This window comes from Roseateles saccharophilus (genome assembly GCF_031458095.1).
Lineage (GTDB): Bacteria > Pseudomonadota > Gammaproteobacteria > Burkholderiales > Burkholderiaceae_C > Pelomonas > Pelomonas saccharophila_A.
The window spans coordinates 787,667-808,039 of record NZ_JAVDXU010000001.1 but is presented as its reverse complement, the minus strand read 5'-3'; the positions used below and the strand labels follow the sequence as shown (position 1 = coordinate 808,039).

The 20,373-nt window shown below is 67.2% G+C and carries 19 protein-coding genes and 1 tRNA gene; 11 read left to right on the top strand and 9 right to left on the bottom strand.

The genetic code is table 11. The annotated features are described in order from the left end of the window. Positions 1-11 precede the first annotated feature (11 nt). Both J2X20_RS03555 and J2X20_RS03550 read right to left on the bottom strand, forming a co-directional pair. Positions 12-2,252, bottom strand: a complete 2,241-nt coding sequence (locus tag J2X20_RS03555) for an NADP-dependent isocitrate dehydrogenase (protein WP_310260935.1) — start codon at positions 2,250-2,252, stop codon at positions 12-14. Between the two features lie 159 nt (positions 2,253-2,411). Continuing rightward, positions 2,412-2,651 carry a cold shock domain-containing protein gene (locus J2X20_RS03550; RefSeq protein ID WP_310265092.1) on the bottom strand — a complete coding sequence of 80 codons (240 nt, stop codon included), beginning with the start codon at positions 2,649-2,651 and terminating at the stop codon, positions 2,412-2,414. 182 nt (positions 2,652-2,833) lie between these two features. Between J2X20_RS03550 and clpS the strand changes: the two genes are divergently transcribed. Both clpS and clpA read left to right on the top strand, forming a co-directional pair. Beyond that, positions 2,834-3,214, top strand: coding sequence for an ATP-dependent Clp protease adapter ClpS (gene clpS / locus J2X20_RS03545; protein ID WP_310260933.1), 381 nt, complete (start codon positions 2,834-2,836; stop codon positions 3,212-3,214). Further along, positions 3,211-5,538 carry an ATP-dependent Clp protease ATP-binding subunit ClpA gene (clpA, locus tag J2X20_RS03540; protein WP_310260931.1) on the top strand — a complete coding sequence of 776 codons (2,328 nt, stop codon included), beginning with the start codon at positions 3,211-3,213 and terminating at the stop codon, positions 5,536-5,538. The genes clpS and clpA overlap by 4 nt, the downstream gene beginning before the upstream one ends. A gap of 31 nt (positions 5,539-5,569) precedes the next feature. On the opposite strand, the gene J2X20_RS03535 is transcribed toward clpA, so the two are convergent. From J2X20_RS03535 to J2X20_RS03515, 5 genes are read right to left on the bottom strand one after another with little or no spacing between them, the layout of a single operon-like run. Then, the gene (locus J2X20_RS03535) at positions 5,570-6,343 is read right to left on the bottom strand and encodes a M90 family metallopeptidase (RefSeq protein ID WP_409034153.1); all 774 of its coding nucleotides are present in this window, start codon (positions 6,341-6,343) and stop codon (positions 5,570-5,572) included. Beyond that, on the bottom strand, positions 6,343-7,089 hold the full coding sequence (locus J2X20_RS03530; protein ID WP_310260927.1) for a UDP-2,3-diacylglucosamine diphosphatase: 747 nt from the start codon (positions 7,087-7,089) through the stop codon (positions 6,343-6,345). The genes J2X20_RS03535 and J2X20_RS03530 overlap by 1 nt, the downstream gene beginning before the upstream one ends. After that, entirely contained in the window at positions 7,086-7,583 is a 498-nt protein-coding gene (locus J2X20_RS03525; RefSeq protein ID WP_025563872.1) for a peptidylprolyl isomerase, read from the bottom strand. Before J2X20_RS03525 ends, J2X20_RS03530 begins: the two co-directional genes overlap by 4 nt. Further along, positions 7,580-8,143, bottom strand: a complete 564-nt coding sequence (locus J2X20_RS03520; RefSeq protein WP_310260922.1) for a peptidylprolyl isomerase — start codon at positions 8,141-8,143, stop codon at positions 7,580-7,582. The genes J2X20_RS03525 and J2X20_RS03520 overlap by 4 nt, the downstream gene beginning before the upstream one ends. 13 nt (positions 8,144-8,156) lie before the next feature. Then, complete coding sequence (locus J2X20_RS03515; protein ID WP_310260919.1) at positions 8,157-8,648, bottom strand: tetratricopeptide repeat protein; 492 nt, start codon at positions 8,646-8,648, stop codon at positions 8,157-8,159. 166 nt (positions 8,649-8,814) lie between these two features. On the opposite strand from J2X20_RS03515, the gene cysS reads away from it, so the two are divergent. From cysS to J2X20_RS03475, 8 genes are all read left to right on the top strand, one after another. Further along, entirely contained in the window at positions 8,815-10,185 is a 1,371-nt protein-coding gene (gene cysS / locus J2X20_RS03510) for a cysteine--tRNA ligase (protein ID WP_310260917.1), read from the top strand. Continuing rightward, entirely contained in the window at positions 10,185-10,838 is a 654-nt protein-coding gene (locus J2X20_RS03505; RefSeq protein WP_310260914.1) for a DNA-3-methyladenine glycosylase family protein, read from the top strand. Before cysS ends, J2X20_RS03505 begins: the two co-directional genes overlap by 1 nt. A 61-nt stretch (positions 10,839-10,899) precedes the next feature. Next, complete coding sequence (locus J2X20_RS03500) at positions 10,900-11,871, top strand: acetyl-CoA carboxylase carboxyltransferase subunit alpha (protein ID WP_310260911.1); 972 nt, start codon at positions 10,900-10,902, stop codon at positions 11,869-11,871. Then, positions 11,822-13,144: a tRNA lysidine(34) synthetase TilS gene (gene tilS / locus J2X20_RS03495; protein ID WP_310260907.1), complete on the top strand. Its 1,323-nt coding sequence runs from the start codon at positions 11,822-11,824 to the stop codon at positions 13,142-13,144. Before J2X20_RS03500 ends, tilS begins: the two co-directional genes overlap by 50 nt. 59 nt (positions 13,145-13,203) lie before the next feature. Continuing rightward, complete coding sequence (locus J2X20_RS03490) at positions 13,204-14,472, top strand: aspartate kinase (RefSeq protein WP_310260904.1); 1,269 nt, start codon at positions 13,204-13,206, stop codon at positions 14,470-14,472. Positions 14,473-14,751: 279 nt separating this feature from the next. Beyond that, positions 14,752-14,844: transfer RNA gene (locus tag J2X20_RS03485), tRNA-Ser, on the top strand. A 210-nt stretch (positions 14,845-15,054) separates the two neighbouring features. After that, positions 15,055-16,032, top strand: coding sequence for a tripartite tricarboxylate transporter substrate binding protein (locus J2X20_RS03480; protein WP_310260901.1), 978 nt, complete (start codon positions 15,055-15,057; stop codon positions 16,030-16,032). Continuing rightward, positions 16,029-18,107 (top strand): sensor domain-containing diguanylate cyclase, encoded by a 2,079-nt coding sequence (locus tag J2X20_RS03475; protein ID WP_310260899.1) that lies wholly within the window; start codon positions 16,029-16,031, stop codon positions 18,105-18,107. The genes J2X20_RS03480 and J2X20_RS03475 overlap by 4 nt, the downstream gene beginning before the upstream one ends. On the opposite strand, the gene fdhD is transcribed toward J2X20_RS03475, so the two are convergent. Next, positions 18,098-18,880, bottom strand: coding sequence for a formate dehydrogenase accessory sulfurtransferase FdhD (gene fdhD / locus J2X20_RS03470; protein ID WP_310260896.1), 783 nt, complete (start codon positions 18,878-18,880; stop codon positions 18,098-18,100). The two genes, J2X20_RS03475 and fdhD, sit on opposite strands and share 10 nt — an antisense overlap. Positions 18,881-18,900: 20 nt before the next feature. Between fdhD and J2X20_RS03465 the strand changes: the two genes are divergently transcribed. Then, on the top strand, positions 18,901-19,518 hold the full coding sequence (locus J2X20_RS03465) for an FMN-binding negative transcriptional regulator (protein ID WP_310260893.1): 618 nt from the start codon (positions 18,901-18,903) through the stop codon (positions 19,516-19,518). Here J2X20_RS03465 and J2X20_RS03460 read toward each other — a convergent pair. After that, positions 19,515-20,330 carry a DUF72 domain-containing protein gene (locus J2X20_RS03460; RefSeq protein ID WP_310260891.1) on the bottom strand — a complete coding sequence of 272 codons (816 nt, stop codon included), beginning with the start codon at positions 20,328-20,330 and terminating at the stop codon, positions 19,515-19,517. The two genes, J2X20_RS03465 and J2X20_RS03460, sit on opposite strands and share 4 nt — an antisense overlap. Positions 20,331-20,373 lie beyond the last annotated feature (43 nt).

The window sequence follows — 20,373 nt, the reverse complement described above, 5'->3', positions numbered from 1 at the left end:
GCAGCGGTGGATCAGCCGGCCAGGGCCTGCAAGGCGGCGTTGAAGGTCGCGCTGGGACGCATGACCTTGTCCAGCTTGGCCGTGTCGGGCAGGAAGTAGCCGCCGATGTCGGTGGGCTTGCCCTGGACTTCCTTCAGCTCGGCGGCGATCTTGGCCTCGTTGGCGGTCAGCGTCGCGGCAACCGGCTTGAAGCGGGCGGCCAGGTCGGCGTCCTCGGTCTGGGCGGCCAGTTCCTGGGCCCAGTACAGCGTCAAGTAGAAGTGGCTGCCGCGGTTGTCGAGCTCACCGGTCTTGGGGCTGGGGCCCTTGCCGTTGTCCAGCAGCTTGCCGGTGGCGGCGTCCAGGGTCTTGGCCAGCACCTTGGCCTTGGCGTTCTTGTTCTTCAGGCCCAGGTCTTCCAGGCTGACGGCCAGGGCCAGGAATTCGCCCAGGGAGTCCCAGCGCAGGTGGTTCTCCTCCACCAGCTGCTGCACGTGCTTGGGCGCCGAGCCGCCGGCACCCGTCTCGTACATGCCGCCGCCGGCCATCAGCGGCACGATGGACAGCATCTTGGCCGAGGTGCCCAGCTCCATGATGGGGAAGAGGTCGGTCAGGTAGTCGCGCAGGATGTTGCCGGTGGCGCTGATGGTGTCCTGGCCGCGGATGACGCGCTCCAGCGTGTAGCGCATGGCGCGCACCTGGCTCATGATCTGGATGTCCAGGCCGGTCGTGTCGTGCTCGTGCAGATACATCTTGACCTTGCGGATCAGCTGGGCCTCGTGCGGGCGATAGCTGTCCAGCCAGAAGACCACCGGCATGCCGGAGTTGCGGGCGCGGTTGACGGCCAGCTTGACCCAGTCGCGGATGGCGGCGTCCTTGCACTGGCACATGCGCCAGATGTCGCCCTGCTCGACGTTCTGGCTCAGCAGCACCTCGCCCGTCTCCAGGTCGGTGATGTTGGCCACGCCGTCTTCGGTGATCTCGAAGGTCTTGTCGTGCGAGCCGTATTCCTCGGCCTGCTGGGCCATCAGACCGACGTTGGGCACGGTGCCCATGGTGCGCGGGTCGAAGGCGCCATGCCATTTGCAGAAGTTGATGATCTCCTGGTAGATGCGGGCGAAGGTCGACTCGGGCATCACGGCCTTGACGTCCTTCAGGCGGCCATCGGCGCCATACATCTTGCCGCCGCTGCGGATCATGGCCGGCATGGAGGCGTCCACGATGATGTCGTTGGGCGAGTGGAAGTTGGTGATGCCCTTGGCCGAGTCCACCATGGCCAGCTCCGGGCGGTGCTCGTGGCAGGCGTGCAGATCGCGCTTGATCTCGTCCTGCTTGGCGCTCGGCAGCGTGGCGATCTTGGTGTACAGGTCCACCATGCCGTTGTTGACGTTGATGCCCAGTTCGTCGAACAGCTTGCCGTGCTTCTCGAAGGCGTCGCGGTAGAAGATGCGCACGCAATGGCCGAACACGATGGGGTGGGACACCTTCATCATGGTGGCCTTGACGTGCAGGGAGAACATCACGCCGGTCTTGCGCGCGTCCTCGATCTCCTTTTCATAGAAGGCCAGCAGGGCCTTCTTGCTCATGTACATGGAGTCGACCACCTCGCGGTCCAGCAACGAGACCTTGGGCTTGAGGATGATGGTCTTGCCGCTCTTGGTGATGAGCTCCATCTTCACGTCGCGGGCGCGGTCCAGCGTCATGGACTTTTCACCGTGATAGAAGTCGCCATCGTGCATGTGCGAGACATGGGAGCGCGAGGCCTGGCTCCAGTCGTCCATGCGGTGCGGGTTCTTGCGGGCGTATTCCTTGACGGCCTTGGGCGCGCGGCGGTCGGAGTTGCCTTCGCGCAGCACCGGGTTCACGGCCGAGCCGATGCACTTGTTGTAGCGGGCGCGGATGTCCTTCTGCTCGTCGGTTTCGGGCTTCTCGGGGTAGTCGGGGATCTTGTAGCCCTTGTCCTGCAGCTCCTTGATGGCGGCCTTCAATTGGGCCACCGAGGCGCTGATGTTGGGCAGCTTGATGATGTTGGCTTCGGGCTTGAGCGTCAGCTTGCCCAGGGCAGCCAGGTTGTCGGGCTGGCGCTGCGCTTCGGTCAGCAGCTCGGGGAACTGGCCCAGGATACGGCTGGCCACCGAGATGTCGCTGGTGACGACGTCGATGCCCGCCTGCGCCGCGAAGGCCTGGACGACCGGCAGCAGCGAGGCCGTGGCCAGGCGGGGGGCTTCGTCGGTCAGGGTGTAAACAATCTGGGGCGTCTTTTCGGCGGTCATGAGCGTGGTCCGGTAAGTGAGAAATCCGTGCGGCACACAGGGCCGGGGCGGCTGCGCGCAACACGTAACTCTAGCAAGCCGGCTCGGCGGCCTGCGGGGTTCTTGAACGCGAAAGCCCCGTGGCCTTGCGGCTCACGGGGCTTTTCGGGGGTGTCCTGCTCAGGAAGCCTGGGGCTGCTCCATGCTGCGAGCGGCTTCCATCGGCGTGATGTTCTGGGCGAGCTGGCCCTTGGGGCCCTGCACCAGGTCGAACTGCACCTGGCTGCCTTGCTTCAGGGTCCGGAAACCCTCCATCTGGATCGCCGAAAAGTGAGCGAAGACGTCATCGCCGCCGGTCTCCGGCTCGATGAAACCAAAGCCCTTGGCATCGTTGAACCACTTGACTTTGCCCAGCGCCATCATCTTGTCTCCATTCTTTGTGGCACCTCCCGAGGAGGCGGACGTGGATTCTGGTTGCGTGAACAAAAGCGTCAATTCGGGACCTTCCCGGCCGGGTTCACCCGAAGCTGCTTGCAATTTCGGGTGGCGTCGCCACTTGCCCGCAGTCGGCGAGGGAAACCCCTCGTCGATAGAATCCCGACATGCCTGTGCTCCCCGTTTTTTTACCGCGAAACCAGTCGGCTCCGCCCCCGCCCGTGCCTCCCCTGAAGCCCGGCAAGGACGAGGGCGAAGGTGCGGTCGTCGTCGAGCGCCAGACCCAGAAAACCGAGCCCCCGCGGCTCTACCAGGTCCTGCTGCTGAACGACGATTTCACGCCGATGGAGTTTGTTGTCATGGTTCTGCAGGAATTTTTCCGGCATGACCTCGATACGGCGACGCAGATCATGCTCAAAATCCACCACGAGGGTCGCGGGGTCTGCGGTGTGTTCACCAAGGACGTCGCCGCGACCAAGGTGGAGCTGGTTCTGGCCGCCTCACGGCGTGCCGGCCACCCCCTGCAGTGCATTATGGAGGCCGCATGATTGCGCAAGAGCTTGAAGTCAGTTTGCACATGGCGTTCGTCGAAGCGCGCCAGCAGCGGCACGAATTCATCACCGTCGAGCACCTGCTGCTCGCTTTGCTCGACAACCCCAGCGCCGCGGAGGTGCTGCGCGCCTGCGCGGCCAACCTGGATGACCTGCGCAAGAGCCTGACGCAGTTCATCAAGGAAAACACGCCGATGGTGGGCGGCAGCGACGAGGTGGACACCCAGCCGACGCTGGGCTTCCAGCGCGTCATCCAGCGCGCCATCATGCATGTGCAGAGCACCGGCAGCGGCAAGAAGGAAGTGACCGGCGCCAATGTGCTGGTGGCCATCTTCGGCGAGAAGGACTCGCACGCCGTCTACTACCTGCACCAGCAGGGCGTCACCCGCCTGGACGTCGTCAACTTCATTGCCCACGGCATCAAGAAGACCGATCCCGAGCCGCCCAAGAACCCGGAAGGGCAGGCTCCCGGCGGCCAGGAGGGCGAGCGCGAGGAAGGCGAGGGCGGCAATGCCAAGGCCTCGCCGCTGGAGCAGTTCACCCAGAACCTCAACCAGAGCGCCAAGGACGGCAAGATCGACCCGCTGATCGGCCGCGAGTTCGAGGTCGAGCGCGTGGTGCAGGTGCTGTGCCGCCGCCGCAAGAACAACCCGCTTCTGGTCGGCGAAGCCGGCGTTGGCAAGACGGCCATCGCCGAGGGCCTGGCCTGGCGCATCACGGAAGGCGAAGTCCCTGAGGTCCTCGCCGACGCCATCGTCTATTCCCTGGACATGGGCGCGCTGCTGGCGGGCACCAAGTACCGCGGCGACTTCGAGCAGCGCCTGAAGGCCGTGCTGAAGGCGCTGAAGGACCAGCCCAACGCCATCCTCTTCATCGACGAGATCCACACGCTGATCGGTGCCGGTGCGGCCTCGGGCGGCACGCTGGACGCGAGCAATCTGCTCAAGCCGGCGCTGAGCTCCGGCGCGATGAAGTGCATCGGCGCCACCACCTTCACCGAATACCGCGGCATCTTCGAGAAGGATGCGGCCCTGAGCCGTCGCTTCCAGAAGGTCGACGTGGCCGAGCCCTCGGTCGAGCAGACCATCGAGATCCTGAAGGGCCTGAAGAGCCGCTTCGAGGAGCATCACTCAGTCAAGTACGCCCTGGGCGCCCTGCAGGCCGCGGCCGAGCTGTCGGCCAAGTACATCAACGACCGCCACCTGCCGGACAAGGCCATCGACGTCATCGACGAGGCCGGCGCCGCCCAGCGCATCCTGCCCAAGAGCAAGCAGAAGAAGACCATCACCCGCGCCGAGGTCGAGGACATCGTCGCCAAGATCGCACGCATCCCGCCCGCCTCGGTCAACAGCGACGACCGCAGCAAGTTGAAGACCCTGGACCGCGACCTGAAGAGCGTCGTCTTCGGCCAGGATCCGGCCGTCGATGCGCTGGCCGCCGCCATCAAGATGGCGCGCTCGGGCCTGGGCCGGCCGGACAAGCCGGTGGGGTCATTCCTCTTCAGCGGCCCCACGGGCGTCGGCAAGACCGAAGTCGCCAAGCAGCTGGCCTACATCCTGGGCATCGAGCTGATCCGCTTCGACATGTCCGAGTACATGGAGCGCCACGCCGTCAGCCGCCTGATCGGTGCGCCTCCGGGCTATGTCGGCTTCGACCAGGGTGGCCTGCTGACCGAGGCCGTCACCAAGAAGCCGCACGCCGTGCTGCTGCTGGACGAGATCGAGAAGGCCCACCCGGACGTCTTCAACGTGCTGCTGCAGGTCATGGACCATGGCACGCTGACCGACAACAACGGGCGCAAGGCCGACTTCCGCAACGTCATCATCATCATGACGACGAATGCGGGCGCCGAGGCGCTGAACAAGGCCACCATCGGCTTCACCAACTCACGCCAGCAGGGCGACGAGATGGCCGACATCAAGCGCCTGTTCACGCCGGAGTTCCGCAACCGCCTGGACGCCATCGTGTCCTTCCGCCCGCTGGACGAGGAAATCATCCTGCGCGTGGTCGACAAGTTCCTGCTGCAGCTGGAAAGCCAGCTGCAGGAGAAGAAGGTCGAGGTCAGCTTCTCCGACGCGCTGCGCAAGCATCTCGCCAAGAAGGGGTTCGACCCGCTGATGGGCGCGCGGCCGATGCAGCGCCTGATCCAGGACACCATCCGCCGCGCCCTGGCCGACGAGTTGCTGTTCGGCAAGCTGGTCGACGGTGGCCGCCTCAGCGTGGACGTGGACGACAAGGGCGAGACGGTGCTGGACATCCACCCCACGCCACCCAAGCCCAGCAAGGACGGCAAGCCCAAGGCGGAACCCGCCACGGCATGAAGCAAGGGACGCCTCGGCGTCCCTTTTTCTTTCAGCCTGCCGGGTCCTGCCTGAAGAAGCCAGCCAGCAACTCGTACATCGCCGGCTCCTCGGCCCGCAGCGCGGCCGGGGCGACGAAGAAGGCTTCGGCGGCGACGGCGAAGAACTCCTCGACGGCTTCGCCGCCGTAGGGATCGATCAGCGTCTCCTCACCAGCGTCGATGCGGGTGCAGAACTTCTCCCACTCGGCGTCGATGACAGCAATCCAGCGCTCGCGCGCTTCGGCGTCGAGAGGTGGCACGCCGTCGGCGACGCCATCGCGCATGTCGATGACATGGGCGAACTCGTGGATGACGACGTTGTAGACGGCGTCGGCGCCGAACTCGGCCGGGTCGTCGCTGACGGCGATGGCGTTCCAGGTCAGCATCAGCGGGCCGCCCTCCATGGCCTCGCCGGCAAGTTCCTCGTCGTATTCGTGGACGACACCATCCTCGTCCTCGAAGCGGCGCTGGGCAACGACCTCGCCCTCGTGCATGACGATGCCGACAAAGCCGTCATACCAGGACAGGCCCAGGCGCAGCACCGGCAGGCAGGCCTGGGCGGCGACGGCCACGGCGACCTCGTCGCTGACCTCGAAGCCGCCGACGCCGTGGAATTCCTTGGTCGACAGGAAGAGGCTGGACAGGCGGCGCAGCTCGGCCAGGTCATCCTCGCTGCGCTGGGCCAGGAAGGGGTAGCGCAGCAGCGTCAGCCGCCACAACGCATCGGGAATGGTGTGGCGCTCGACGGCGCGTTGCTCGCGCCAGTTGCGAATGGCCTTCAGGATCACAGCGGCAGGCGTTGCAGGCCGGCAGCCGACAGGCGGATGACGTCGCCGCGCGGCGGCGTGGCGTCAAAGTCCCAATCGGACAACACGACGCGCTGGAGGCCATCGCCCAGATCATGCTCGGCGGGGCGGTGGGTGTGGCCGTGGATCATGGTCTTGGCTCCGGCCTCACGCAGCAGCGCGCGGCAAGCCTCGGCGTCCAGGTCGGTCGCCATCAGCTGCTTGGCCTGGGCGGCCTTGCTGCCTTCGCGCATCTGCCGGCCGAGAGCCTGGCGTGCGGCCAGGGGCTGGGTCAGCAGCTGGGCCTGCCATTCGGGGGAGCGCACCTGCTTGCGGAAGGCCTGGTAGGCGGTGTCGTGCAGGCATTGGGCATCGCCGTGCACCAGCAGCCAGCGCTGGCCAAAGGCGTCCAGCACGGTCGGGTCGGGCAGGGCGGTCATGCCGGCGTCCAGCAGCAGCTCGGCGCCGACCAGGAAGTCGCGGTTGCCGTGCATGAAGAAGAGGTCGAGCCGCTTCGAGGCCTCGCGCAGCAGGCGCACGACGCCGGCCTCGAAGGGCTCGTGGCGGGCGTCGTCGCCGACCCAGACCTCGAAGATGTCGCCGAGCAGCAGCACCGCCTGGGCCGGTGTCTCGGCGAGATGCCGTTCAAGCCGGGCGAGGGTGCCCGGCGTGTCGGGCCCGAGGTGCAGGTCGGACAGCAGGTCGACCTGCTGCCACTGCGCCGGGGCCGTCAGCGTGTGGATCAAACCTCGACGGCCTTTTCGATGATGACGTCCTCGACGGGCACGTCACCGTGGCCGCCGCGGCCGGCGGTCTTGGACTTCTCGATCTTGTCGACGACTTCCTTGCCCTCGATGACCTTGCCGAAGACGGCATAGCCCCAGCCCGACGGGCTCTCGGACTTGAAGTCCAGGAAGCCGTTGTTGGTCGTGTTGATGAAGAACTGCGCCGTGGCCGAGTGGGGCGCATTGGTGCGCGCCATGGCCAGCGTGTAGTGGGCATTCTTCAGGCCATTGTTGGCCTCGTTCTGGATCGGCGCCTCGGTGGGCTTTTGCTTCATGCCGACCTCGAAGCCGCCGCCCTGGATCATGAAACCCTTGATGACGCGGTGGAAGACCGTGCCGTCGTAGTGGCCGCTGCGGACGTATTGCAGGAAGTTGGCGACCGACAGGGGCGCCTTTTCGGCGTCCAGCTCGATGAGGATGTCGCCGTGGTTGGTGGTGAGTTTGACTTGGCTCATTTTTTGACGGGCTCGACGAGAGCCTTGGTGATGAAGATGGGCTTGATGGGCAGGTTTTCGTGCACGCCGGCCGCGCGAGTCTCGGCGGCACGGATCTTGTCGACAACGTCCATGCCTTCGACGACCTGGCCGAACACCGCGTAGCCTGTCCTCGGGTCGGTGGGTTCGCCGTCCAGGAAGAAGTTGTCGACGGCGTTGATGAAGAACTGCGACGTCGCGGAATTGGGGTCGCCTGTGCGGGCCATCGCGACCGTGCCGCGCAGGTTGGACAGGCCGTTGTGCGACTCGAGCGGGATGGGCGGCTTGGTGGGGCGCTGGTTCAGCTTGGCGTCGTAGCCGCCGGTCTGGACCATGAAGTTGGGGATGACGCGATGGAAGAGGACGCCGTTGTAGTGGCCGGCCTTCACGTACTGCACGAAGTTGGCCACCGACTTGGGCGCCTTCTCGGCATTCAGCTCGATGCGGATGTCGCCCTCGGTCGTCTGCAGCTTGACGGTCTGGGCCTGGGCGCCCAGCGTGGCCAGCAGGCCGGCGAGGAGAAGGGGAAGCAACTTGGTCATGGGAGGCGGGGGGTTAGCGGGTGCGCAGTTCGTGGGTCAGGGCCAGCGTGCGGTTGATCTTGCCGGCCAGGGCGTCGCTGGGCATCAGCGAGGCCTTCTGGGCGCGCTGGTAGGCACGCAGGGCCAGGCGCACCAGCACGTCGCCGAGATTCTCCTGTGCCTGGGCGTGGTCGGGGTGCACGCGCAGGGCCTGCTCCAGCGCCGTCTTGGCTTCGTCCAGCTCGCCTGCGGCGGCATGCAGGACGGCCAGATTGTTGTAGGGGTCGGCCAGGTCGGGGAAGTCCTGGGTGAGACGCGTGAAGATGGACATGGCCTGGGCGCGGTCGCCCAGCTCCATGCGCATCACGCCCAGGGCGAAGCGCAGTTGCAGGTCGTCGGGCTGGCGGGTCAGGGCCTGCTCGATCTGCTCGACGGCCTGGGTCTTCTGGCCGGCCAGCCACAGGCGCTGGGCGCTGGCGAGATCGTCAGCCCGGGCGGGTGCAGCGGTGAGCGCCAGAACCAACATGACGGGCAGCAGGAGGCGGGGGAGGGGCAGGCGCATGAGGGTTGACGCGGGGGGCGGCAGAAAGGACGGCAACAAAGGTCGGCCGCTATACTGAATTCATTCTATGAGCCCCGCCTGGCCGGACCCGGTGCGGGGCTTCTTGTTGGTGGCTACCGCCCGTTTCTCCATGTCCCTGCGCGTTTTCAATTCCCTCAGCCGCACTCTCGAAGACTTCCAACCGCTCGTGCCTGGCCAAGTGCGCATGTACGTTTGCGGCATCACGGTCTACGACCTGTGTCATATGGGACATCTGCGCATGAACATGGCCTTCGACGTCATCTACCGCTGGCTGCGCGCCAGCGGGCTTGACGTCACCTATGTTCGCAACATCACCGACATCGACGACAAGATCATCAAGCGCGCCGTCGAGCGCGGCATCACCATCCGCCAGCTCACCGAAGAGATGTCGGCTGCGATGCATGAGGACTTCGCCGCCGTCGGCCTGCTGCGCCCCGACCACGAGCCGCGCGCGACCGAATACGTGCCGCAGATGCTGTCGCTGATCGAGCGCCTCGAACAACGCGGCCTGGCCTATCGCGCCGAAGGTGGCGACGTGAACTATGCCGTGCGCAAGTTCCACGGCTACGGCAAGTTGAGCGGCAAGAGCATCGATGACCTGCGCGCCGGCGAGCGCGTGGCCGTGGACGACGGCAAGCTCGACCCGCTGGACTTCGTGCTGTGGAAGGCCGCCAAGGCCGAGGAGCCGGCCGACGCCAAGTGGGCCGCGCCCTTCGGCGAAGGCCGCCCGGGCTGGCATATCGAGTGCTCGGCCATGAGCTGCGCCCTGCTGGGCGAGGCCTTCGACATCCATGGCGGCGGCACCGATCTGCAGTTCCCGCACCACGAGAACGAGATCGCCCAGAGCCAGGGTGCCGGCTATGACTTCGCGAAGTACTGGCTGCACAACGGCTTCCTGAACGTCGACGGCGAGAAGATGTCCAAGAGCCTGGGCAACTTCTTCACCATCCGCGACGTGCTGCAGAAGTTCGACGGCGAGACGCTGCGCTTCTTCATGCTGCGCACCCATTACCGCCGCCCGTTCAACTTCAGCGACGCCCACCTCGAGGACGCACGCACGGCATTGACGCGGCTCTACACGGCGCTGGACGCCGTCCCGCCCGCCGATGTCGCCATCGACTGGGCAGAACCCAGCGCCGCGGCCTTCAAGACGGCCATGGACGAGGACTTCGGCACGCCCGGCGCCATCGCCGTGCTGTTCGACCTCGTCAACGAGGTCAACCGCGACCGCTCGCCCCAGCGTGCCGGCCTGCTCAAGGCACTGGCCGGCGTGCTGGGCATCCTGCAGCAGGCCCCGCGCGCCTATCTGCAGGGCGGCTCGGGCGACGAGGCCGCCTGGATCGAGGAGCGCATCGCGGCGCGCGCCGCCGCCAAGGCCGCCAAGGACTTTGCCGGCGCCGACGCCATCCGCGCCGAGCTGACGGCCAAGGGCATCACGCTGAAGGACGGTGCCGGCGGCACGACGTGGGTGAAGAGCTGATGGCATCGAAGACCCCTGCCGAGGTCGCGCCCGAAGTGATCCCGGCCTACTGGGACGAGGCCTGCAAGCATCTGGTCAAGCGCGACCGGGTCATGAAGAAGCTCATCCCGCAGTTTGGCGAGGCCCGCCTGCAAAGCCGCGGCGATGCCTTCGCGACGCTGGCCCGTTCCATCGTCGGCCAGCAGATCTCCGTCAAGGCGGCCCAGTCGGTCTGGACCCGCTGGATGGCACTGATGCCCAAATTCCAGCCCGCCGCCGTGCTGGGCCTGGGCGTGGAGGAGCAGCGTGCCGCCGGCCTGTCCGCGCGCAAGGTCGAGTACCTGGCGGACCTGGCCAAGCATTTCGACTCCGGCCAGGTTCATGTGCGCCAATGGGCGCAGATGGACGACGAAGCCATCATCGAGGAACTGGTCGCCATCCGCGGCATCGGTCGCTGGACGGCCGAGATGTTCCTGATCTTTCATCTGATGCGCCCCAATGTGATGCCCTTGGACGACATCGGCCTGCTGAAGGGCATCAGCCAGAACTACTTCTCCGGCGAGCCCGTGTCACGAGCCGAGGCCCGCGAAGTCGGCGACGCCTGGGCACCTTACCGCTCGGTTGCGGTTTGGTACATTTGGCGCAGCCTGGATCCACTGCCGGTGGATTACTAGCCCACGTCCTACCGCCTCCGCGCGGTAGAAAGACGGCGGGCGTTTGATATCAGGACGACTGATGAGCAAGAAGCACTTCCTAGAGTTCGAACAACCCATTGCCGAGCTCGAGACCAAGATCGAAGAGCTGCGCTATGTGCAGAGCGAGTCGGCCGTCGACATCTCGGAAGAGATCGACCGCCTCTCCAAGAAGAGCCAGCAGCTGACCAAGGACGTCTACTCCAACGTCGCGCCCTGGCAGGTCTATCAGGTGGCCCGCCACCCGCAGCGCCCGCAGACCCTGGACTACTGCGCCGAAGTCTTCACCGAGTTCCAGGAACTCCATGGCGACCGCCACTTCGCCGACGACGCGGCCATCGTCGGCGGCATCGCGCGCTTCAACGGCCAGGCCTGCATGGTCATCGGCCACCAGCGCGGCAGCGATGCCAAGGAGCGCACGCTGCGCAACTTTGGCATGCCGCGCCCCGAGGGCTATCGCAAGGCCCTGCGCCTGATGAAGCTGGCCGAGAAGTTCGGCCTGCCCGTCTTCACCTTCATCGACACCATGGGCGCCTATCCCGGCATCGGCGCCGAGGAGCGTGGCCAGTCCGAAGCCATCGGCCGCAACATCCTCGAGATGGCGCAGTTGGAAGTGCCCATCATCGCCACCGTCATTGGCGAAGGCGGCTCGGGCGGGGCGCTTGCCATCGGCGTGGCCGACCAGGTGCTGATGCTGCAATTCGCGGCCTATTCCGTCATCTCGCCCGAGGGCTGCGCCTCCATCCTGTGGAAGAGCAGCGAGCGTGCGTCGGATGCGGCCGAGGCCCTGGGCATCACGGCCCACCGGCTGAAGGCTCTCGGACTCATCGACAAGATCGTCAACGAGCCGGTGGGTGGTGCCCATCGCGATGCCAAGCAGATGGCGTCCAACCTGAAGCGCGCGCTGAGCGACTCGCTGCGCCAGGTCAGCGACCTCAAGACCCGCGAGCTGCTGGACCGCCGCTATGAGCGCGTCCAGGCCTATGGCCGCTTCAGCGACACCAAGAACCGGTGATGCGGTCGCCGTCGCGTTCAGCGGCGGCCTCGATTCCACGGCCCTGTTGCATGCCACCGCCCGCGCGGCGGTGGGTGCCAGGGTCGTTGCACTTCATGTCCACCACGGCCTGCAGCCTCAGGCCGATGACTGGGCCGCGCATTGCGAACGCGTGGCGCGCGAATTCGGCGCCGGCTTTGCCTGTACGCGGCTGAGCGGTGCGCCGACGCGCGGCGACAGCATCGAGGCCTGGGCCCGCGAGGGGCGGCACCGTGCGCTGCACGACATGGCGATCGCTGCCGGCGCCGACCTGCTGCTGCTGGCCCAGCACCGCCAGGACCAGGCTGAGACTTTCCTGCTGCAGGCCATGCGAGGCGCCGGCACGGCGGGATTGGCGGGTATGCCTCGTGCTCAATGGCGAAACGGCCTGTGCTGGGCGCGGCCCTGGCTGGATCAACCGCGGGATCTCATCCGTGCCTATGCCGAACAGCACGCGCTGAGCTGGATCGAGGATCCCAGCAATGCCGATCCGCGCTATGCCCGCAACCGCTTACGCCAGACGCTGTGGCCGGCCTTTCCGGCGGCCGAGGCCGGGTTGGCCCAGGCCGCTCGCTGGGCCCAGCAGGCCGGGGCGCTGGCGGCGGAAGTGGCGGCCGAGGACCTGGCCCGCCTTTCGACTCCCGAGCGCCTGGACCTCGTGGCCCTGGCCGAGCTGTCTCCCGCGCGGGCCAGCAATGCGCTGCGGGCCTGGCTGGCGCCGCACACGGCCGCGCCCACCAGCCTGGTGGAGCGCCTGTTGACCGAGTGGCGGCCGGGCGCGACGCTGAGCTGGCCGGCGCCGGGCGGCGCGTTGCATGCCTACCGCGGCGGCTTGTTCTGGGCGGCTGAATCCCTGCAGCCACCGCCGCCTGCCGCCCTCGATCTGCAGCGCCCGGGGCTGCATCCCCAGCCCGGCTGGGGCGGTGCCTGGCTCGTCGAGCCGGCTACGCCGGGCATCGCGAGCGGGCGCCTCGCCGGGTTGACGCAGCGCGCGCGCTGCGGTGCCGAGCAATTCCAGCGCGCCCCGGCCGCGGTGCCACGCGGCCTCAAGAAGGCCTGCCAGGAGGCCGGTCTGCCGCCCTGGCGGCGTGGCGGGCCGCTGCTGTTCGACGCCGCAGACCGCCTCATCGCCGTCGCCGGCCTCGGCATGGACGCCCGTGCCTTCGCCAATCAAGATGAGCCGCAGCTGTCTTTGCGCTGGCTGGAGGACTCAGCCTTGCCGCAGAGCGAAGGCGAGGGCGGGACTGCCGCATAAAATCAGGGGTTTGCGAGCATGCCGTCCCGGCGGCTCACCTTCAGCCTTCGCTCAATCTCATGGCTCTGATCGTCCACAAGTACGGCGGCACCTCGATGGGTTCCACCGATCGCATTCGCAATGTCGCGAAGCGCGTCGCCAAATGGGTGCGCGCCGGCCACCAGATGGTGGTCGTGCCCTCGGCGATGAGCGGCGAGACCAACCGCCTGCTCGGCCTGGCCAAGGAGTTGTCGCCCGCCAGCATGAGCGCGGAAGTCAACCGCGAACTGGACATGATCGCCGCCACCGGCGAGCAAGTCTCGGTGGGGTTGCTGGCCATCGCGCTGCAGGCCGAAGGCGTGCAGGCCGTCAGCTACACGGGCTGGCAGGTGCCGGTCGCGACCGACTCCTCCTACACCAAGGCCCGCATCGAGAGCATCGACGACAAGCGCGTGCGCGCCGACCTGGCCGAGGGCAAGGTCGTCGTCATCGCCGGCTTTCAGGGCATCGACGCCGACAACAACATCACGACGCTGGGCCGTGGCGGCTCCGACACCTCGGCCGTGGCGATCGCCGCCGCGATGAAGGCCGACGAGTGCCTGATCTACACCGACGTCGACGGCGTCTACACGACCGACCCGCGCATCGTCCCCGAGGCGCGCCGCCTGCACACCATCAGCTTCGAAGAGATGCTGGAGATGGCGTCGCTGGGCTCCAAGATCCTGCAGATCCGCTCGGTGGAGTTCGCCGGCAAATATCGCGTGCCGCTGCGCGTGCTGTCCAGCTTCACGCCCTGGGACATCGACATCAACGAGGAAGCCAAGTCCGGCACCCTGATCAGTTTTGAAGAGGACGAAAAAATGGAACAAGCCGTCGTTTCGGGCATTGCCTTCAACCGTGACGAGGCCAAGGTGACGCTGCTCGGCGTGCCCGACAAGCCCGGCATCGCCTTCCAGATCCTGGGTCCGGTGGCCGAGGCCAACATCGACATCGACGTCATCATCCAGAACGTCTCCCACGACGGCAAGACCGACTTCTCCTTCACCGTGCACCGCAACGACTACGCGCGCACGATGGAGCTGCTGCAGAACACCGTGGGCCCGGCCACCAACGCCAGCAAGGTCGTCGGCGATCCCAAGATCTGCAAGGTCTCCATCGTCGGCATCGGCATGCGTTCGCATGTCGGCGTGGCCAGCAAGATGTTCCGCGCGCTGTCGGAAGAGGGCATCAACATCCAGATGATCTCGACGAGCGAGATCAAGACCAGCGTCGTCATCGACGAGAAGTACATGGAGCTGGCCGTGCGCGCGCTGCACAAGGCCTTCGACCTGGATCAGGAAGCCGCCTGAAACGGAGCCCCTCGTCCAAGGAGTACCTTGGCCGGTCTTGCAGACCGCGCTGCGGCATGAGCCGCAGCCCTTCGGCAGGCACAAGCCGCCCACTGGGCGCCATGTGTCCGGCCTCAGCCCGCGAGGGGATGGCGATGCTTGCCGGCTCGACCGGCAAGCACATCGCCAGAGCGGGCCGGCTAGGGAGCGGCCCGGCGCTCGGCCCGCAGGAAAACGGAACGAAAAACTGATTTCCCTCTGAGAGAGGCGCCGCGCTGGTATAGAATGCGCGGCTGTGCTGGAGACGTGACCGAGTGGCCGAAGGTGCTCCCCTGCTAAGGGAGTATGTGGGCAAAACCTGCATCGAGGGTTCGAATCCCTCCGTCTCCGCCAGACACATTCAAAGCCCGTCATCGACGGGCTTTTTCTTTTTTTGGGCCCGTTCCATGGACGGGCCTTTTGTCCGCCGCTGCGCGCTCCGTGCGCCTCTGGCCGCTTTTGGGCGATTCGTCACGAATTGAGCGATTCGAGTCCAAATTTGCCAAATCGGTCGGCGAATCGGTTATTTATGATCGCTGTGTGGCGATCAAAAGAAGAAATCGGTTGGGAAGGGCGTGCCGCGCCCTGATTGCACTGGCTGGCACCTGGCTGGCCGGTGCGGCCGTGCACGCCGCGCCGCCGCCGGCCCCGGCGGTGAAGATCTTTGTGCCCTTCATGGCCGGCGGCGAGGCCGACGGGTCGGCGCGCAATTTCATCCAGAGCGCGACCCGTGTGGGCGGTCTGGGCTTCGAGATCATCCATCTGACGGCCGAGTCGGGTGCCGCCGCGGGCCGTGCCGTCAAGCAGGCCGCATCGGATGGCCAGACCCTGCTGCTGGCCCGCGTGGGCAGCGTCGCCATCCTGCCGGCACTGTCACCCGGTACAGCCCCGCCGGTGGGCGACTTCACCGTGCTGGCCCTGCTCGATCAGGCGCCGCTCATCTGTGCCGTTCGCACGGGGACACCCGTTCTGTCCATGCGCGAGCTGCTGGCGGCCATCGAGGCCACGCCCGGGAAGCTGCGCTACAGCACCGCCGGGGCCGGCACGCTGCAGAACCTGGCCGTGCGCTATCTGCTGGCGCTGAGCGGCCTGCCGGCCGACGCGGCCAAGCCCCTGCATTTCGGCCAGGGGTCCCTGGCCACCCAGGCCCTGCTCAATGGCGAGGTCGATTTCAGCTGCAACAACGCGCGCACCATGGTGCCGGCCGTGCAGTCGGGCAGCCTGCGCGCCCTGATGACGACGGCACAAGGCCGGCTCAAGTCGCTGCCACGCCTGCAGAATGCCGCCGAACTGGGCCTGCGTGACATGCAGCAGCTGCAGGGCTGGTCGGCCCTGCTGGGGCCGGCGGGCATGCCGGTGCAGGCGGTTCAGCGCTGGCGCAGCGTGCTGGACAAGGTGGCCGCCGATCCCGAGTGGCAGGCCGGCACCGAAACCATGGGGGCCTCGCCCCGCATCCAGGCCATCAAGGATCCGACCCAGTATCTGCGCCAGCAGGCTCAGTTCTACGAGCGCCTCGTGACGACACTGGAGGCCAGGCCATGAATTCGCCACCGCGCCGCCGCCTCTGGCCCTGGATCGTCGATGTGGCCCTGGTCATCCTGATCCTTGCCGTGGGCCTGGTGGGCAGCGTTGCCGCCTATCGTTCTCTGGCGCTGAAGGCCGCCGGCCAGCAGCGCGAGCTGCTGAATGCCATGGGGCAGAGCGTCGTCGGCGCCTTCGACCTGCAACTGGTGCGGGTCGTGGAGACGCTGCAGGCGGCCAGCCAGATGATGTCGGCCCAGCCCCAACTGACGCACGCCCAGTTTGCGCGTTATGGCACGGGGCTGGTGGGCGACTTGTCGCCGCTGAGCCTGCTGGAGTGGCAGCCCGTCGTGCCGCATGCCCAACTGGGTGAATTCGAGCGTCTGGCGAATCTGGAGCAACCCGGCTATCGCGTCGTCGAGCCGGCACCTGACCATCAGGGCGAGGGTTTCGTGCCCGCCCGCGAACGTGAGCTGCATGTGCCGGTGCGCTATTCCTGGCCCGAGAGCGGTGCGGCCGTCGGCGTGGACATGGCCTTCGACCCGCGCCGTATGCGCTCCAAGCAGATCGCCCGCGATGCCGGCGTGCCCATCGCGTCCGAGACCTTCCCGCTGATCCGGCGCGGCCAGCAGACGGCGGCCATCAATGGCTTCGCGGTGTCCGCCCCCGTCTATCGGTCGACCCGGCCGGCCGGTGTCGAGGCGCGTCGCCACGAGCTGGTCGGCTACCTGGCCGGCGTCATCGAACTGCCTGCACTCATGTCCGAGGCGGCGCTGCGGGCCGATGCCAATGGCCTGGACGTCTTCGTCTTCGATCAGGAGGAGAAGCACCGCCTCATCTACTCCTCGGCCGGCAGCGAACCCTTCCAGACCGACGAGCGCGACACGGCCCTCAGCGTCGATGTCGGCGGCCGCCCCTGGCAACTGGTGCTCAGGCCCCGCCCGGGCGCCTTCGCCAGTGAAGGCGACAGGACGCCGCTGCTGGCCCTGGCCACGGGCGGCCTGGCCAGCCTGCTTGTCGCGCTGGCCGTGGCGCGCAGCCTCGTCGTCAGGCGCCGGCTGGAGCGCACCGAGGTCGACCTGGCCGAGGACCGCCAGCGCATGGCCAATGTGCTGGACGGTACGGCCGCCGGCACCTGGGACTGGCATATCGACAGTGGCCGCCTGGACATCAACGAGCGCTGGGCCCAGATGCTGGGCCGCACGCGGGCCGAGCTCGAACCCGTGACGGGCACGACCTGGGAGAGGCTGTGCCATCCCGGTGACCTCATCGAGGCCAGCCTGGCCATGAAGCGTCATTTCAGCGGCGCGGACGAGCGCTACACGGCCGAGTTCCGCATGCGCCATGCCGACGGCCACTGGGTCTGGGTGCAGAGCAATGGCAGCGTCTTCGAGCGTGACGCCGAGGGCCGCCCGCTGCGCCTGGCCGGCACGCATATGGACATCTCGCGCCGCAAGGCCGACGAGCAGCGCCTGCAGGACGACGCCAGGGCCCTGGAGGCGGCGAATCGCCAGTTGCGCGACCTGGCCATCGTCGACGCGCTGACCGGGGCCTTCAACCGGCGTCATTTCAACGACGTCTGCCTGGCGGCCCTCGCCGGCGCCCAGCGTGGCCAGGCCGTGGCCCTGTGCATGCTCGACGTGGACCATTTCAAAGCCTACAACGACCGCTATGGTCACCAGGCGGGCGACACCGTCCTCAAGGCGCTGGCCCAGACCCTGAAGGACGGCCTGAAGCGCTCGACCGATGCGCTGTTCCGCCTCGGCGGGGAGGAGTTCGGCATCATCTTCTCGGCCACCTCGGCCGAAACGGCCCTGCATTTCGTCGACCAGCTCACGACCGCCCTACATGCCCTGGCCCTGCCGCACGAGGGCAGCCCGCGGAAGGTGGTCACGGCCAGCTTCGGCCTGGCCTGGTGGGCCGCACCGAGTTCCCTGCTGACCCCCGAGGCCATGTACGCCGCCGCCGACGAGGCTCTCTACGAGGCCAAGCGCGGCGGACGCGACCAGGTCGTCATGCGCTGCTTCCTGGCCGGCGAAGGCGAAGCCGAGGCCAGGCCGTCGGAGCCCATGGCCCTGAGCGGCCCTCAGGCGTAGCGCGTCGCGCGGCCCGCGCGCACAAAGGCCCACAGCTCCAGCCCCAGACCGCGCGCCGTCGCGATGGCCAGGCTGCTGGGCGCCGACATGCAGGCCAGCAGGCCAATGCCCGCCATGGCCGTCTTGTGCACCAGCTCATAGCTGGCACGGCTGGACATCAGCACGAAGCCGCCGCGGGTGTCGGCATCGCGGCGGGCGAGGGCGCCGGTCAGCTTGTCCAGCGCGTTATGACGGCCGATGTCTTCGCGGGCCAGCAGCAGTTCGCCGTCGGCCTGGCACCAGGCCGCGCCGTGCAGGCCGCCGCAGCGTGCGTTGAGCACCTGGGCAGCGGGCAGGGCGGCGAGGGCTCGGTCCAGGGCGTCGCCCGCGAGCCGGGGCGGCAGCACCGGCTGGGGCCGGACGGCCGCCAGCTCCGCCAGGCTGTCCACGCCGCACAGGCCGCAGCCGGTGCGGCCGGCCAGGGTGCGGCGGCGGGCCTTCAGGCGCTGATCGCAGGCGGCGGTCACGGTCAAGGCCAGTTCCAGCCCTTGTGGCTGGGGCTGGACTTCGATGTCGAGCAGATCCCGCCGCGATGTGAACCAGCCCTCGGCGAGACCGAACCCCAGCGCGAACTCCTCGAGGTCGGCCGGCGTGGCCAGCATGACGGCCTGCGAAATGCCGTTGACGGTCAGCGCGACCGGCACTTCGGTGGCGACCTCCTCGTCGGCCGCCGTGTTCAGGGGTTTCAGCGTTTGCAGGGCATCGACATTCAGCATGGCGGCGATGATAGGCACCTTGTTTTTCTGGAGCCGCCGTGTACCTGCCCGCCCACTTCAAGTCTGCCGATCTCGACCATGCCCTGCGCCTGATCGACGAGCATCCGCTGGCCTTGCTGCTGGGCCCGGACGCGGCAGGGCAGAGCTTCGGCAGCCACCTGCCGCTGGTCGTCGTGCCGGACGATGGCGGCCTGGTGCTGGAAGGTCATATGGCGCGTGCCAATCCGCATTGGGGCTGGCTGTCGCAGCAGCAGAGCCTGCTGGCCGTCTTCAGCGGCCCGAGCGCCTATGTCAGCCCCAGCCACTATGACTCCGTGCAGAACGTGCCGACCTGGAACTATGCGGCCCTGCACGCCTATGGCGACATCGAGCTGATCGATGGCCAGGCCGACAAGGACGCGCTGCTGAAGCGCCTCATTGGCCGCTTCGAGCCCGAGTACGCCGAGCAGTGGCGCGGCCTGAAAGAGGACTACCAGCACAAGCTGTTGGGCGCCATCGTCGGCTTTCGCATCCGCGTGACGCGCTGGGAACTCAAGCTCAAGATGAGCCAGAACCGCGCGGCGACGGAGCGCCAGCGCATTCGCGAGGCGCTGGCGGCTTCCGACCGTGCCGAGGACCGCGCCACCGCCGACTGGATGGCGCGGCTGCAAGCCTAGGCCGGCACGTCCTCGCCCAGCGCCCGCCGCAGCGCCATGGCCGCATGAGGAGCGCGCTCCTTGGCGCCGCTGATGAAGTAGACAAAGACATCGCGAGGAGCCGCTGCGGCGGCGGCAGGCTCGATGCGCGGCACGCCCTCGGGCTCACCACCCTCGGCCCATGCTTGAGCCGACGCCGCCAGTTGCGGGAAGACCTCGGGCTTGCAGCCCAGTGGCTCCTCGCTGTGCGTGCGCATGATGCGGGTGTAGACGAAATCGCCCGTGGGCTCGGCAATCGGTGGGTAGTCGTCGGATTCGGTGAACACCGTCGCGGCCTTGTACTTGCGTGCCAGGGCGAGGTACTCGGGGCTCTGGAAGCTGGCATGGCGCACGTCCAGCGCATGGCGCAGTTTGAGGCCATCAACCTGGGTCGGCAGCAGCTCGAGGAAGGCCGTCAGATCGGCGGCGTCGAATTTATGGGTCGGCGCCAGCTGCCAGACGATGGGGCCGAGCTTGTCGCCCAGCTCGGCAATGCCGCTGTCGATGAAGCGCTTGATGGAGTCGGCGCCATCGGCCAGAACGCGGCGCTGCGTCGCGAAGCGGATGGCCTTCAGCGAGAACATGAAGCCCTCAGGCGTTTCCTTGCGCCATTTGGCGAAGGTGGCCGGCTTCTGGGCGCCGTAATAGGTGCTGTTGATCTCGATGGCCGTCAGATGCTGGCTGGCGTATTCCAGCTCACGGGCCTGCGGCCATCCCTTGGGGTAGAAGTTGTCGCGCCAGGGCTCGAAGTTCCAGCCGCCGATACCGACCCTGATCTTTGCTGCTGAGCTCACGCTAGCGCCTCCTGGCTGCTGACTGTATGAAAAAACAGTCTAT

Coding starts and splice junctions, on each gene's coding strand:
- J2X20_RS03555 (WP_310260935.1), bottom strand. CDS start 2,252: ATGACCGCCGAAAAGACGCCCCAGATTGTTTACACCCTGACCGACGAA.
- J2X20_RS03550 (WP_310265092.1), bottom strand. CDS start 2,651: ATGGCGCTGGGCAAAGTCAAGTGGTTCAACGATGCCAAGGGCTTTGGT.
- clpS (WP_310260933.1), top strand. CDS start 2,834: ATGCCTGTGCTCCCCGTTTTTTTACCGCGAAACCAGTCGGCTCCGCCC.
- clpA (WP_310260931.1), top strand. CDS start 3,211: ATGATTGCGCAAGAGCTTGAAGTCAGTTTGCACATGGCGTTCGTCGAA.
- J2X20_RS03525 (WP_025563872.1), bottom strand. CDS start 7,583: ATGAGCCAAGTCAAACTCACCACCAACCACGGCGACATCCTCATCGAG.
- J2X20_RS03520 (WP_310260922.1), bottom strand. CDS start 8,143: ATGACCAAGTTGCTTCCCCTTCTCCTCGCCGGCCTGCTGGCCACGCTG.
- J2X20_RS03515 (WP_310260919.1), bottom strand. CDS start 8,648: ATGTTGGTTCTGGCGCTCACCGCTGCACCCGCCCGGGCTGACGATCTC.
- cysS (WP_310260917.1), top strand. CDS start 8,815: ATGTCCCTGCGCGTTTTCAATTCCCTCAGCCGCACTCTCGAAGACTTC.
- J2X20_RS03505 (WP_310260914.1), top strand. CDS start 10,185: ATGGCATCGAAGACCCCTGCCGAGGTCGCGCCCGAAGTGATCCCGGCC.
- J2X20_RS03500 (WP_310260911.1), top strand. CDS start 10,900: ATGAGCAAGAAGCACTTCCTAGAGTTCGAACAACCCATTGCCGAGCTC.
- tilS (WP_310260907.1), top strand. CDS start 11,822: ATGAGCGCGTCCAGGCCTATGGCCGCTTCAGCGACACCAAGAACCGGT.
- J2X20_RS03490 (WP_310260904.1), top strand. CDS start 13,204: ATGGCTCTGATCGTCCACAAGTACGGCGGCACCTCGATGGGTTCCACC.
- J2X20_RS03475 (WP_310260899.1), top strand. CDS start 16,029: ATGAATTCGCCACCGCGCCGCCGCCTCTGGCCCTGGATCGTCGATGTG.